Here is a 14957-nt window from a genome sequence, read left to right on the forward strand (position 1 = left end):
TTTCAAGCGTATATACAAAATACAGGGAAATATACGTCTCTCATTATTGAGGGAAAACGGCAAGCTGGTGATACCATCTATACCTATGATTTTTACAAGGTGAGATTTTATAATAATTATACCAATCGAGTAACCGTCTATGGAGAGCATTTAACCCCTTTTCAATTATTAAGGCGTGTAAAAAGCTATATCTATTATCGAGAAAAATATCTTAAGGAAAGGAGGACAATCACATGAATTTTGGGCAGAATTTGTACAACTGGTTCTTGGATAATGCACAGTCATTGGTATTGTTAGCGATTGTTGTCATTGGACTGTTTTTAGGTTTTAAACGAGAATTTTCAAAACTCATTGGCTTCTTGATTATTGCTCTAATCGCCGTCGGACTTGTGTTCAATGCAGCTGGCGTGAAAGATGTGTTATTAAACTTATTTAACCGAATCATTGGTGCTTAACAGATATTTTTCATGATAAAATAGGAAGTATATATTTTGTTATGAAAGGATTTATGAATATGTTTACAAATGATCAATTTAAATCTCTTTTAATTAAAACATTAGAAAGAAAGAGCTCTTCAAATTATTATGAAGGAGGTAACGAGATTGTTTCTAAAATGAAAATATCAGAGGTAACTTTAGATGAGACTGACGATTTTACTTATTATAAAGGATATAAAAAGGGCTGGAATACGCTTTGCACATATCTTAAAATAAGAGTTCCTTTTGATGATTTAGACTTTTTTGAAAGTCATAAAGATTTGATTACCCAGACAGCAAGCTCCATATATGATAAACAAGGTGATAATGTATTAGTGGATACTATTTTAGTACCACTTCCAGAGAATTACGAAGTAATTAACTTTAGTCAGTTGAAAATTAGTGATGTGGTTTCACAAGCTATTGAAGACGCTGAGTCTTTTATGAGTAATGGTGAATATCAACGTGCCTTTGACAGAGTTCACACTGCTTTTCATGGATATTTAATTGAAATACTAAAAAAATATGAAATTACAGTTCCTAGAGACGAAAATCTATCTAAATTATATAGTAGGATACAACAATTAATTGAAAAAGAAATTCAACCTACTGAACTTGCTGATATAGTGAAGACAACGATAAGGTCATCAAATGGAATGATTAGCTCTCTTAATGAAGCAAGAAATAGGCATTCACTTGCACACCCTAATACAAATATTATTGGAAAGAGAGAAGCAAAACTAATAATAGGTATTTCAAGTACAGTTACAGATTATATTAGCGGATACCTTGATAAGTAGCGTCATTAACTGATTGCTACTTTTTTTATGACTATTTTTATAAAAAGGATGTGATAAGAATTGGAAATGAAAGTCTATGTGGCAAATTTAGGACGGTATAATGAAGGTGAATTAGTCGGAGCATGGTTTACTCCACCAATTGATGAGGAAGAAATGGCAGAAAGAATCGGTTTAAATGAGGACTACGAAGAATATGCAATACATGATTTTGAGCTTCCTTTTGATGTGGACGAATACACGCCGATTAGTGAAATCAACCGTCTATGTGAAGCCATTCAAGAAATCGAAGGTACACCTATTTATAATGAACTCAAAGAAATTCAAGGCATGTGGTTTAGTAGCTTGGAAGAATTACTGGAAAACAAAGAGGATATTCATTGTTATAGTGATTGTGATTCGATGGAAGATGTCGCCCGTTATTACGTGGAAGAAACAGGACAGCTTGGTGAAGTCCCTTCCAATTTACAAAATTATATTGACTACCAATCTTTGGGACGTGATATGGAAATAGAGGGTAATTACCTAGTTACCTCTCATGGGGTATTTGAATATTGTCAGTAAGTTTAACAATCCGTGTTATAATTAAATTAATAAATAGCACGGAGAGGTATAAATTATGGTAAATGTATTTGAAAATCTTAAACTATTAAAACTAGACATGAAAGATAAAGGCTGGGTGATAGATTCCTTTTACTTTCGTTACAAACAGCAAAATTATATTGTACTTGTTAAGCTATTTGAAAAAGAGGAAAAAGTTCCAGAATATGCTCTGTTAAAACTAGAATTTTTAAAGGAAAACGATTTTTCAGATATGCTAGCTGTCTATGCTAATTCGGTAAAATTATATACAGACACGAAAACAATAAGAGAATATTTTGGTATCGAATACAGTAGTAACTTGGGAGATGTTTTATTTCAATTTAGCCAAACTCTTGCTCGATTTATTCCGACAGAAGTTAGTGAGAAGAAAAATGAAGACCAAAAAGAAGCCATGTGTTTCTCATTAAGTCAAAGTGATTCAGAAGATCCCAGAAAAAAATATTGTTTTTCAGTTAGAAGAAATCCTTTAAAGGGAAATGGTGAGCTGGGAAAACGAAGTCCTTTTAATGACAATAAAACGAGATTGTATAGACCCAGCTTATATGAACGATTAGGGTCAGATACCAATTTAAGTTTCAGATATTCAATGAATCCAGATGATGAAGAAACTGATGAAGGTATTATTGCAAAATGGACAAAAAATAAAATTGAATAGTTAAAGCATTGAAAGAGCAATCACCTATTTTGATTGTTCTTTTTCTATTTTTACGGAAAGGACGTGAAGACATGAAAAAAATAAGAAGTTACACCAGTATTTGGTCAGTAGAAAAAGTGATTTATGCGATTAATGATTTACAACTCCCTTTCCCAATTACCTTTACGCAAATGACATGGTTTATCGTTTCTTTGTTTGTCGTCATACTCTTTGGCAGTTTACCACCACTTTCTCTGATTGACGGAGCACTACTCAAATACTTAGGGATTCCCATTGTTCTCACTGGGTTCATGTGCCAAAAGACCTTTGACGGAAAGAAACCCTATGGATTTCTAAAGTCTATCATTACCTATGCTCTACGCCCTAAAGTAACCTACGCTGGCAAACAAATACGATTAAAAAAAGAAACAATGAATGAATCGATTACGATTGTAAGGAGTGAACAACTAGATGGCATATCCGATTAAATATATGGAAGATAATCTCGTATTTAATCATGATGGCGAAGTATTCGCTTGTTATGAATTAATTCCCTATAATTACAGTTTTTTAAGTTCCGATGAAAAAATTCAAGTTCATGATAATTTCTGTCAATTGATTGCCCAAAATCGTGATGGCAAGATTCATGCTCTGCAACTAGCAACCGAATCAAGTATTCGAGCCACACAGGAACAATCGAAAAAAGAAATCACTGGACGATTAAAAGAGATAGCTTACGAAAAAATAGATGAACAGACCGAAGCGTTAATTTCTATGATTGGTGACAATCAAGTAGACTATCGCTTTTTTATTGGTTTTAAACTCTACCTCAATGAACAGGAAGTATCCGTAAAAAATGTTGGGAAAGAAATTCAAAAAGCATTTGCGGAATTCTTTCATGGTGTGAATCACAAATTAATGGGCGATTTTGTTTCTATGCCTATGGCGGAAATCGAACGCTTTTCTAAGATGGAACAGTTGTTAGAAAGTAAATTATCCAGACGCTTTCAGATTCGTAAATTGGAGAAAGATGATTTTGGTTATATTATTGAACATCTTTACGGGCAAACAGGTGTCCCTTTTGATGACTACGACTACCATTTACCGAAACGATACGAAGATAAAAAAGTGTTGGTAAAGAAATACGATATTCTCAAACCCACTCGCTGTTTAATCGAAGAAAATCAACGCTATTTACGGATTGAACAGGAAGATACCACTACTTATGTGGCGTATTTTACAATTAATAGTATTGTTGGTGAATTGGATTTCCCTAATAGTGAAATTTTTTATTACCAGCAACAGCAGTTTACTTTCCCCGTTGATACCAGTATGAATGTTGAAATTGTCGCCAATAAAAAAGCCTTATCTACCGTTCGCAATAAAAAGAAAGAACTGAAAGATTTAGATAGCCACGCATGGGAAAGCGACAACGAAACCAGTACTAATGTGGTGGACGCTTTAGAATCTGTCGATGAATTAGAAAGTAATTTAGACCAAACCAAAGAATCTATGTACAAACTAAGCTATGTGGTACGGGTATCAGCAAAGAATTTGGACGAGCTGAAACAACGTTGTGATGAAGTAAAAGATTTTTATGATGATCTGTCTATCAAATTAGTACGACCTTTTGGCGATATGCTAGGCTTGCATAATGAATTTATTCCCTCAAGCAAGCGATATATCAATGACTATATTCAATATGTCACGTCGGATTTTTTGGCTGGTCTTGGTTTCGGTGCTACACAAATGATTGGTGAAAATTCTGGTATTTACGTCGGTTACAATCTCGATACAGGCAGAAATATTTATCTCCAACCTAGCCTTGCAAGTCAAGGAATTAAAGGCTCTGTAACAAATGCATTAGCGTCCGCTTTTATTGGTTCATTAGGTGGCGGAAAATCATTCTCTAACAATATGCTGGTCTATTATTCAGTACTCTTTGGCGGACAGGCAACCATTGTTGACCCAAAAGCTGAACGTGGTGAATGGAAAGAAACCTTACCTGATATTGCCCATGAAATCAATATTGTTAATCTCACGAGTGAGAACGACAATAAAGGGTTACTTGACCCTTATGTGATTTTAAAACTCCCGAAAGATTCAGAAAGCCTTGCCATTGATATTCTCACGTTCTTAACAGGTATTTCCAGCCGAGATAGCGAGAAGTTTCCTGTCCTGCGTAAAGCTATTCGGAGTGTAACTCAAAGCAAACAACGAGGGTTGTTATTGGTGATTGATGAATTGCGAAAAGAAGATACGCCCATCAGCAATAGTATTGCTGACCATATCGAAAGCTTTGTCGATTATGATTTTGCCCATCTGTTATTCAGTGATGGCAGTGTCACCCAATCCATTAGCTTGGAAAAACAACTCAATATTATTCAAGTGGCAGATTTGGTCTTACCCGATTCCAATAGCTCTTTTGAAGAATACACTACCATGGAATTATTAAGTGTGGCAATGCTGATTGTCATTAGTACCTTTGCTTTAGACTTTATCCACTCTGACCGTTCCATTTTTAAAATTGTTGACCTTGATGAGGCTTGGAGTTTTTTACAAGTGGCACAAGGAAAAGCTCTATCTATGCGATTGGTTCGAGCAGGACGTGCCATGAATGCAGGGGTCTATTTCGTTACTCAAAACGCGGACGATTTACTAGATGAAAAGATGAAGAATAATATTGGCTTGAAATTTGCCTTTCGTTCCACTGACCTAGTGGAAATCAAAAAGACCTTAGAATTTTTTGGTGTGGACAAGGAAGATGAAAACAATCAGAAACGCTTACGTGAATTAGAAAATGGACAATGTTTAGTTTCAGACATCTATGGTCGTGTAGGGGTTATGCAGTTTCACCCGATTTTTGAAGAGTTGCTTCATGCCTTTGATACCAGACCGCCTGTGCGAAATGAGGTGGAAGAATGACACAAAAACAAAAGAAATTTCTTCACTATAGTTGGATAACGCTCCTTTGTGTGGGCGTTATTTTACTTTTATTAGGCACGCTGGGCAATGCAGTACAAGCGACAGGCTTAGTTGATGAAACCATTGATACAAGCAATGAATACTCCAAGTATGGTTTGAATCAATATCAGCTTGATTATTATGTGGACAATAGCTGGGGCTGGCTTCCATGGAATTGGAGTGATGGCATAGGACAATCGGTGATGTATGGATTGTATGCCATTACTAATTTTATTTGGACAATTTCTCTTTATCTATCGAACGCCACAGGTTATTTGGTGAAAGAAGCCTATGCCTTAGATTTCATTAGTCAAACATCCCAAGCAATTGGCGAAAACATGCAGACGATTGCAGGCATTACACCGAATGGCTTTTCCAGTTCAGGGTTTTATGTCGGTTTCCTCCTTCTTTTTATTCTCATTGTTGGAATCTATGTTGCCTATACAGGATTGGTTAAGCGAGAAACGACGAAAGTGATACGAGCTGTTTTAAACTTTGTCGTGGTGTTTATTCTATCGGCTTCCTTTATTGCGTATGCACCCGATTATATTGCGAAAATCAATGATTTTTCCAAAGATGTCAGTACCGCCAGTCTGAATATTGGGACAAAAATTGTTCTTCCTAACACGGATAGTCAAGGGAAAGACAGTGTGGACATGATACGTGACAGCTTATTCTCTGTTCAAGTAAAGCAACCATGGCTATTGCTTCAATATGGCTCCACTGATGTAGAAGCGTTAGGGGAAGAACGTGTGGAAAGTTTATTGTCTACCAGTCCAGATACAAACAATGGTGAAGATAGAGAAAATGTAGTGATTGAAGAAATTGAAGATCATGACAATACCTATTTAACCCTACCGAAGACGATTTCCAGATTAGGAACAGTCTTCTTTTTGTTTGTATTCAATATTGGTATCTCGATTTTTGTTTTCCTTCTAACAGGAATCATGATTTTTTCGCAAGTGCTATTTATTATTTTCGCTATGTTTTTGCCAATCAGTTTCCTATTAAGTATGTTGCCGAGTTTTGATGGCATGGGCAGGCATGCCATTACCAAGTTATTTAATGTGATTATGACAAGGGCTGGTATTACCTTGATTATTACCGTTGCCTTTAGTATTTCCACTATGCTTTATTCGCTGTCAGCAAGTTCTCCCTTTTTCATGATTATGTTTTTACAAATTGTGACCTTTGCAGGGATTTATTTTAAACTGGGCGATTTAATGAGCCTATTCACTTTACAAAGCAACGACTCTCAAAACATGGGCAGACAAGTGTTTCGCAGACCTCGTCAAATGATGAATCGACAAACCAGAAGATTTCAACGCAGTATGAGTAAGATTTTTCGTGGAAAAGCAGGGTCAACGAAGCAAAAGACAATGACAACAAAGCAGAATCAAACCAATAAAGCTAACCATACTCGTCAAAATGAACGGACTACACCAAAGAAAGAAACAGCACTTTCCAATGTGAAAAAGCAACAAGGCGGTATCGGGCAACGATTAGGTAAAAAGACAGCCCATGTATTGGACACGAAAAATCGTCTAGTCAATAAAAGAAAGCAGGCAAAACAACAGATACAGGCGACACCAACCCATGTCAAATATGCCCTTCATCAAGGAAAAGAGAATGTCACTCATAATGTAACAGACTTTAAACAATCTATGGCAGATACCAAAGCTCAACGCAAACAACAGCGTATGAACCAGCAGGAGCAAAAACGAAAGAACATTGCTCAAAAGCGTTTGGAGCTGGATAAAGCAAAAGAAAAAAGACGAAAAGAAAACCCATCATCTCCTGTTCAGAATAACCAGCAGCATGTTCGCAAGCGTCAGCAAACCGTCACGCCTGTTTTGTCACAAAACACTAAACGTGAAAATCATCAGCGACCATTGAAAAAAGAGCAAAAACAAAAGACACCACCGAAGCAATTCAATCAGAGGAAGCTAAATAAAAGAACGGATAAGCGAGGACAACAAACATGAAGCTAAAAATAACAGTGATTTGTAGTGTGGTCTTCTCTCTCTTCTTTTTTCTCTTATTATTCCTAGTCATTTTCTTTGCAGATGATACGGACAGTGGCGAAAACAACAAGGATTCTTCTATTCCACAAGGCGGTGTGACCGTTTCACCAGAAGTGTTGGCACACCGTCCGTTGATTGAAAAATATGGTAAGGAATATGGGATTGAAGACTATGTTTCTTATATCTTAGCCATTATGCAAGTGGAATCGGGCGGTACAGCAGAAGATGTTATGCAAAGTTCCGAATCTTTGGGTTTACCGCCCAACAGTTTGAGTACCGAAGAGTCCATCAAACAAGGGGTTAAATATTTCAGTGAATTATTAACCAGTGCAGAACAACAAGGAGTGGATATAGATTCTGTTATCCAATCTTATAATTATGGCGGTGGCTTTTTAAATTATGTGAGGAGTCATGGGAAAAAATATACCTATGAATTAGCCGAACAGTTTTCTAAAGAGAAGTCGGGTGGTCAAAAAGCAGACTATCCCAATCCTATAGCCATACCTGTGAATGGTGGTTGGCGATATAACTATGGAAATCAGTTTTATGTTCAGTTGGTTTCACAATACCTAACCGACACTTCCCCAACAGAATTTGATGATGAAACCGTGCAAGTCATTATGGACGAAGCCTTGAAATACGAAGGGTTTCCCTATGTCTTTGGAGGGGCGTCGCCTACCACCTCTTTTGATTGTAGTGGCTTAATACAATGGGTGTATGACAAAGCTGGCATTTCTCTCCCTCGTGTCGCCCAAGATCAGTATGACGCTACGCAAGAAATCTCTATGGAAGAAGCCCAAGCAGGCGACCTTATCTTCTTTCATTCAACCTATAATGCAGGCACATATGTGACTCATGTGGCGATATATTTAGAGGGAAATCGCTTTTATCATGCAGGCGACCCAATCGGTTATGGCGACTTAAGCAGTCGTTATTGGCAAGACCATCTGATTGGGGCTAGACGTGTTATTCATAACTAAGAAAGGAATGAATCAAATGATTATAAAAATCGAGCGAAAAGAAAAGAAGGAGAAACCAAAGAAATCTAAAAAACCGAGCAAGCAAAGAAAAGTTCCGATGATTAAAGTTGGCACGCATAAGAAATTAACCTTTGTTTTATGGGTTTTATTGATTGGTAGTGTCGGATTTGGAATCTATAAAAATTTTACTGCCATTGACACTCATACTGTCCGTGAAACAGAAATCATTAAACAGCAGATTGTCGATACCAACCAAGTAGAAAGTTTTGTGAAATCCTTTGCGAAAGACTACTTTTCGTGGCAACAATCCCAAGAAGCCATTGATAAACGAAATGAAAAATTGACCCATTATTTGACGGAAGAATTGCAGGTATTAAATGAAGAAATGATTCGTAAGGATATTCCTACTAGTTCTAGTGTGAACGATATACAGGTGTGGCAGGTTTCTCAAGTGAATGAGAACACCTTTGAGGTACTGTTTTCTGTTGAACAAGTTATTACCGAAGACAAAGACAAGGAAACTATATCGTCTAGCTTTCATGTGGTTGTCCATATAGATGAATCAGATAATATGGTTATTATCAAAAATCCGACAATGAGTAAGAAACCTCAAAAATCGGACTACCAACCCAAACAGCTAGAAAGTGACCATACAGTAGATACAGAAACGATGGACGAAATCACTAGCTTTTTAGAAACGTTCTTCCAGCTCTATCCTACCGCCACAGAAAAAGAATTGACTTACTATGTAAGTAATCATGTGTTACCTATGATTAACAAGGAATATGTTTTCGAGGAATTGGTGAATCCTATCTTTACCAGAAAAGATAACCAAGTAATCGTGAATGTCGCTGTGAAATATTTAGATCAAGAAACAAAGGCAACCCAAATCTCGCAATTTGAGTTGATATTAGAAAAACAAGATAATTGGAAGATTGTAAAATAACAAATATTGGTACATGATTACAGATACTTTGTAATCATGTACTCTTTTTGATAAAAAATTGGATATTCCTTTACAAATATGCTCTTACGTGCTATTATTTAAGTGACTATTTAAAAGGAGTTAATAAATATGCGGCAAGGTATTCTTAAATAAACTGTCAATTTGATAGCGGGAACAAATAATTAGATGTCCTTTTTTAGGAGGGCTTAGTTTTTTGTACCCAGTTTAAGAATACCTTTATCATGTGATTCTAAAGTATCCAGAGAATATCTGTATGCTTTGTATACCTATGGTTATGCATAAAAATCCCAGTGATAAAAGTATTTATCACTGGGATTTTTATGCCCTTTTGGGTTTTTGAATGGAGGAAAATCACATGAAAATTATTAATATTGGAGTTTTAGCTCATGTTGATGCAGGAAAAACTACCTTAACAGAAAGCTTATTATATAACAGTGGAGCGATTACAGAATTAGGAAGCGTGGACAAAGGTACAACGAGGACGGATAATACGCTTTTAGAACGTCAGAGAGGAATTACAATTCAGACAGGAATAACCTCTTTTCAGTGGGAAAATACGAAGGTGAACATCATAGACACGCCAGGACATATGGATTTCTTAGCAGAAGTATATCGTTCATTATCAGTTTTAGATGGGGCAATTCTACTGATTTCTGCAAAAGATGGCGTACAAGCACAAACTCGTATATTATTTCATGCACTTAGGAAAATGGGGATTCCCACAATCTTTTTTATCAATAAGATTGACCAAAATGGAATTGATTTATCAACGGTTTATCAGGATATTAAAGAGAAACTTTCTGCCGAAATTGTAATCAAACAGAAGGTAGAACTGTATCCTAATATGTGTGTGACGAACTTTACCGAATCTGAACAATGGGATACGGTAATAGAGGGAAACGATGACCTTTTAGAGAAATATATGTCCGGTAAATCATTAGAAGCATTGGAACTCGAACAAGAGGAAAGCATAAGATTTCAGAATTGTTCTCTGTTCCCTCTTTATCATGGAAGTGCAAAAAGTAATATAGGGATTGATAACCTTATAGAAGTTATTACTAATAAATTTTATTCATCAACACATCGAGGTCCGTCTGAACTTTGCGGAAATGTTTTCAAAATTGAATATACAAAAAAAAGACAACGTCTTGCATATATACGCCTTTATAGTGGAGTACTACATTTACGAGATTCGGTTAGAGTATCAGAAAAAGAAAAAATAAAAGTTACAGAAATGTATACTTCAATAAATGGTGAATTATGTAAGATTGATAGAGCTTATTCTGGAGAAATTGTTATTTTGCAAAATGAGTTTTTGAAGTTAAATAGTGTTCTTGGAGATACAAAACTATTGCCACAGAGAAAAAAGATTGAAAATCCGCACCCTCTACTACAAACAACTGTTGAACCGAGTAAACCTGAACAGAGAGAAATGTTGCTTGATGCCCTTTTGGAAATCTCAGATAGTGATCCGCTTCTACGATATTACGTGGATTCTACGACACATGAAATTATACTTTCTTTCTTAGGGAAAGTACAAATGGAAGTGATTAGTGCACTGTTGCAAGAAAAGTATCATGTGGAGATAGAACTAAAAGAGCCTACAGTCATTTATATGGAGAGACCGTTAAAAAATGCAGAATATACCATTCACATCGAAGTGCCGCCAAATCCTTTCTGGGCTTCCATTGGTTTATCTGTATCACCGCTTCCGTTGGGAAGTGGAATGCAGTATGAGAGCTCGGTTTCTCTTGGATACTTAAATCAATCATTTCAAAATGCAGTTATGGAAGGGATACGCTATGGTTGCGAACAAGGATTATATGGTTGGAATGTGACGGATTGTAAAATCTGTTTTAAGTACGGTTTATACTATAGCCCTGTTAGTACTCCAGCAGATTTTCGGATGCTTACTCCTATTGTACTGGAGCAAGCCTTTAGAAAAGCTGGAACAGAATTGTTAGAGCCATATCTTAGTTTTAAAGTTTATGCACCACAGGAATATCTTTCACGGGCATATAACGATGCTCCCAAATATTGTGCAAATATCGTAAATACTCAACTGAAAAATAATGAGGTCATTATTATTGGAGAAATTCCTGCTCGATGTATTCAAGATTATCGCAATGATTTAACTTTTTTTACAAATGGGCTTAGTGTTTGTTTAGCAGAGCTAAAAGGATATCAGGTTACCACTGGCGAACCTGTTTGCCAGACCCGTCGTCTAAATAGTCGGATAGATAAAGTAAGATATATGTTCAATAAAATAACTTAGTGCGTTTTATGTTGTTATATAAATATGGTTTCTTATTAAATAAGATGAAATATTCTTTAATATAGATTTGAATTAAAGTGGAAAGGAGGAGATTGTTATTATAAACTACAAGTGGATATTGTGTCCTATTTGTGGAAATAAAACAAGACTACGAATACGAGTGGATACTATACTTAAAAATTTCCCTTTATACTGCCCCAAATGTAAGAACGAAACTTTAATTAATGTTCAAAAAATGAATATAATAACAATCAAAGAGCCAGACGCCAAGACGCAGAGCCGATAATTTGAGAAATGAAACTCTCATCTTATCGGCTCTTTTTGTTTATCTGAATTTTACTGACTAGCCTTCAATATTTCTTGCTTCATTGATACCTTTTGCTAGTGCTTCCATTAAGGATAGTTCTTTGTCTGTAAAGCTATCCATGTATTTTTCTATCTGTAGCCTTCGAGTGCTTTTTATCAAATTATCTGTAGGTAAGAAAAATTCATCAATAGACACATGGAGTAATGATACAAGATCATAAAGCACCTGTGTACTTGGGTGTTGCCCTTTATTTTCTATATTTGTTAAATAACGTGGGTCAATTTCAATGATTGTTCCTACTTGTTCACGGGTGAGACCACGTTTTATTCGAGCCTCTTTAATCGCTAGACCAACGGCTCTAAAATCGTATTTATCTTCTTTTTTACGCGACGAATTTACAATTTAAGTGCAACAACAATAATAAAATAAAAAAAGATCCACAGTTTTCCTATAAAATAGATGTACCAACAAACTATTAGAAGGAGAAAGCTATGAATCCATACACACATCTTACCATGAATGAGCGAGAAACAATATTCCTAATGTATGAACAAGGCGAAACTATCGGGCATATATCCGAGACCCTGGACCGTTCTAAATCGACTATCTCAAGAGAATTACATCGTAATTCAAACAAGGATGGCAGTTATTCGCCGTCAACTGCTCATGGAGAGTATAAACGTAGAAAACAACTATGTGGCAGACATCGCACGCTAGATAAAGACTCTATTTTCCAGTTGGTCAAACGACTATTTCTCAACGAACAATGGTCTCCAGAACAAATTTCTGGTCGTTTGAACTTTGAAAATTCCAAAAATAAAATCAGTTATAATACTATATATCGTGCAATTTATCGTGGCGACTTCGATGAGCCTGGTTTATCAACCGGTAATCGAGGCGCTATCCGTAAATTAAGACACAGAGGTAAAACACGCCATTCTAAAAATCACGTAGAGAGAAGAGGAAAGATCCCTATCTCCAATACGATTCATGAACGACCAGATAGCGCTAATGAACGAACTGAGATTGGTCATTGGGAAGCAGATACAGTTGCAGGTCAAACTGGTAAAGCGTGCTTAGTAACGCTAGTTGATAGAAAATCTAGGTTATTACTAATCGGTAAATCTGAGAAGAAAGCTTCTAAGCCGGTAGTTGACCAAATGATTAAATTACTACAAGGTATTGATTCTAATTTTTGTAAAACCATTACACCTGACCGTGGTAAAGAATTCAGTCAACACGCCCGATTGACTGAGGAATTAAATAATACGCAAATTTATTTTCCAGATCCTCATGCCCCTTGGCAAAGAGGATCTAATGAGAATACAAATGGACTCCTTAGAGAGTACTCACCGAAAGGTGTTGATTTGACAGATGCAACTGATGAAGAGATACAAGGTTGGGCAACGAAATTAAATACACGTCCCAAAAAATGTTTGAATTGGAAAACACCTTATGAAATCTTTTATAAAACTGTGTTGCACTTAATTTGACAATTTAAGATGGATTAATATTTTCCACTAAAATCATGATTAAACTACGTTTAATCTAGGATATTTGTGGCTCTTTTACGAGCCACATTGCCAACTTTTTAAGATTCATGGCAACACAAATAAGCGTGGTGTCCATGGAAACTTTTTTAATTCCTCTATATCTAGTCCATCTCATACCATGCTGTTCTTTTGCATCACCAAATCGTCTTTCTACTGTTTGACTTCTTAGTTTATATGCTTTTTTTATTGTATCTACAAACCTTAAATCTTCGATTATATCTAAATCATCTTGCCATACATGTCTTCGAATTTCTCTAGTAAAACTTCTATTTTCTGTACATTCATTTAGTAGTGGACATGATTTACATATAATAGGATTAGATTTGTATAATCTATGCCCTGTTGGCATAGTTCTTTTAAAAGTTAGTAATTTATCATTTGGACATATATAACTATCGTAATATTCATCATAAATAAAATCTTTAGTTTTAAATATTCCTGGCTTTCCTTTTGGTCTTGTATAGGGCATTGCAGGTACTATCGATTTCTCTAGTAAATAATGCGCATTGAATGGCGTTTTGTATCCGGAGTCTACTGCTAGTGTGATTGGCAACATATTTTTTTCTTCTAATCTTTCAACCATAGGTTTCAACTGTGTACTATCGTGAACATTTCCAGGTGTAACATGTTGATCAATTATAAAACCATTTTTATCTACACAACTATGTAAGCTATACGCAAATTGTTTCTCTCTTTCACCTTTAACATAGTAGCCAGCTTCTTGGTCAGTAGTACTGACTTTCTTATTTTTATATTCCTCCTTTTTCTTATTTTTTATGGGCTTTTTTCCTTGTGCTAACCTCTGTTGATTAATTTCATTATTAAGTTCTTCTTGGAAGTGTAATGTATCTTTTTTAACAACTCGGTTAATATATTTATTTTTGTTCGCATTAGCTTTTATATGTGTTGAATCAATGAATAACGTTGAGTGATCAATTAAATTATTCTTAATCGCAATTTGTAATATTCTTTCGAATATTTGTTCAAACAAGTCAGTATCATGGAACCGTCTTGTATAATTTTTACTGAATGTACCATAATGAGGGACTTTATCAAGAAAGCTAAACCCTAAATACCAACGGTAAGCTACGTTAGTCTCAATTTCTTTAATAGTTTGTCTCATTGATTTTATGCCAAATAGTCTTTGAATAAGTAAAATCTTAACTAAGATAACTGGATCAATAGAAGGACGTCCGTTATCTAAACAGTATTTATCTTCAACAAGTTCATAAACGAAGTTTAAATCTAATACCTTATCTACTTTTCTCAACAAATGATCTTTAGGGACCAATTCTGAAACAGAAATCATTTCATATTGGTCACGTTTATCTTCAGCTTTATTTAACATAGAATCAACTCCTAAATAAAATTTCATCT

General features: G+C 35.5%; 15 protein-coding genes. 13 read left to right on the forward strand and 2 right to left on the reverse strand.

Annotated features, from left to right (window positions below; translation table 11 throughout):
- Positions 1-233 precede the first annotated feature (233 nt).
- The 12 genes from LQ673_RS05690 to LQ673_RS05745 all read left to right on the forward strand — a co-directional run bounded on the left by LQ673_RS05690 (position 234) and on the right by LQ673_RS05745 (position 12006).
- Entirely contained in the window at positions 234-455 is a 222-nt protein-coding gene (locus tag LQ673_RS05690; protein ID WP_001009054.1) for a hypothetical protein, read from the forward strand.
- A gap of 59 nt (positions 456-514) precedes the next feature.
- Positions 515-1276 (forward strand): abortive infection family protein, encoded by a 762-nt coding sequence (locus LQ673_RS05695; RefSeq protein WP_001565981.1) that lies wholly within the window; start codon positions 515-517, stop codon positions 1274-1276.
- Positions 1277-1336: 60 nt separating this feature from the next.
- Entirely contained in the window at positions 1337-1837 is a 501-nt protein-coding gene (locus LQ673_RS05700; RefSeq protein WP_000425404.1) for an antirestriction protein ArdA, read from the forward strand.
- A gap of 55 nt (positions 1838-1892) precedes the next feature.
- The gene (locus LQ673_RS05705; RefSeq protein WP_000248477.1) at positions 1893-2531 is read left to right on the forward strand and encodes a DUF6037 family protein; all 639 of its coding nucleotides are present in this window, start codon (positions 1893-1895) and stop codon (positions 2529-2531) included.
- Between the two features lie 71 nt (positions 2532-2602).
- On the forward strand, positions 2603-2998 hold the full coding sequence (locus tag LQ673_RS05710) for a conjugal transfer protein (RefSeq protein ID WP_000723887.1): 396 nt from the start codon (positions 2603-2605) through the stop codon (positions 2996-2998).
- Positions 2982-5435 carry a conjugal transfer ATPase TcpF gene (gene tcpF / locus LQ673_RS05715; RefSeq protein WP_239705864.1) on the forward strand — a complete coding sequence of 818 codons (2454 nt, stop codon included), beginning with the start codon at positions 2982-2984 and terminating at the stop codon, positions 5433-5435. Before LQ673_RS05710 ends, tcpF begins: the two co-directional genes overlap by 17 nt.
- A complete protein-coding gene (locus tag LQ673_RS05720) occupies positions 5432-7459 on the forward strand; it encodes a CD3337/EF1877 family mobilome membrane protein (protein WP_239705865.1) in 2028 nt (675 codons plus the stop codon). The genes tcpF and LQ673_RS05720 overlap by 4 nt, the downstream gene beginning before the upstream one ends.
- Entirely contained in the window at positions 7456-8478 is a 1023-nt protein-coding gene (locus LQ673_RS05725; protein ID WP_000768373.1) for a bifunctional lytic transglycosylase/C40 family peptidase, read from the forward strand. Before LQ673_RS05720 ends, LQ673_RS05725 begins: the two co-directional genes overlap by 4 nt.
- 16 nt (positions 8479-8494) lie before the next feature.
- On the forward strand, positions 8495-9424 hold the full coding sequence (locus LQ673_RS05730) for a conjugal transfer protein (RefSeq protein WP_000584387.1): 930 nt from the start codon (positions 8495-8497) through the stop codon (positions 9422-9424).
- A gap of 274 nt (positions 9425-9698) precedes the next feature.
- Positions 9699-9785: a tetracycline resistance determinant leader peptide gene (locus LQ673_RS05735; RefSeq protein WP_011058339.1), complete on the forward strand. Its 87-nt coding sequence runs from the start codon at positions 9699-9701 to the stop codon at positions 9783-9785.
- A gap of 15 nt (positions 9786-9800) precedes the next feature.
- Positions 9801-11720, forward strand: coding sequence for a tetracycline resistance ribosomal protection protein Tet(M) (tet(M), locus tag LQ673_RS05740; protein WP_000691737.1), 1920 nt, complete (start codon positions 9801-9803; stop codon positions 11718-11720).
- Positions 11721-11838: 118 nt separating this feature from the next.
- Entirely contained in the window at positions 11839-12006 is a 168-nt protein-coding gene (locus LQ673_RS05745) for a cysteine-rich KTR domain-containing protein (protein WP_001803271.1), read from the forward strand.
- A gap of 57 nt (positions 12007-12063) precedes the next feature.
- Here the strand turns inward: LQ673_RS05745 and LQ673_RS05750 are convergent, their stop codons facing one another.
- Positions 12064-12429 (reverse strand): helix-turn-helix domain-containing protein, encoded by a 366-nt coding sequence (locus LQ673_RS05750; protein ID WP_239705868.1) that lies wholly within the window; start codon positions 12427-12429, stop codon positions 12064-12066.
- An 89-nt stretch (positions 12430-12518) separates the two neighbouring features.
- On the opposite strand from LQ673_RS05750, the gene LQ673_RS05755 reads away from it, so the two are divergent.
- A complete protein-coding gene (locus LQ673_RS05755; protein ID WP_239705866.1) occupies positions 12519-13520 on the forward strand; it encodes an IS30 family transposase in 1002 nt (333 codons plus the stop codon).
- Positions 13521-13575: 55 nt separating this feature from the next.
- On the opposite strand, the gene LQ673_RS05760 is transcribed toward LQ673_RS05755, so the two are convergent.
- The gene (locus LQ673_RS05760) at positions 13576-14928 is read right to left on the reverse strand and encodes an IS1182 family transposase (protein WP_239745017.1); all 1353 of its coding nucleotides are present in this window, start codon (positions 14926-14928) and stop codon (positions 13576-13578) included.
- Positions 14929-14957 lie beyond the last annotated feature (29 nt).

Source organism: Mammaliicoccus sp. O-M54 (assembly GCF_022386035.1).
Taxonomy (GTDB): domain Bacteria; phylum Bacillota; class Bacilli; order Staphylococcales; family Staphylococcaceae; genus Mammaliicoccus; species Mammaliicoccus sciuri_A.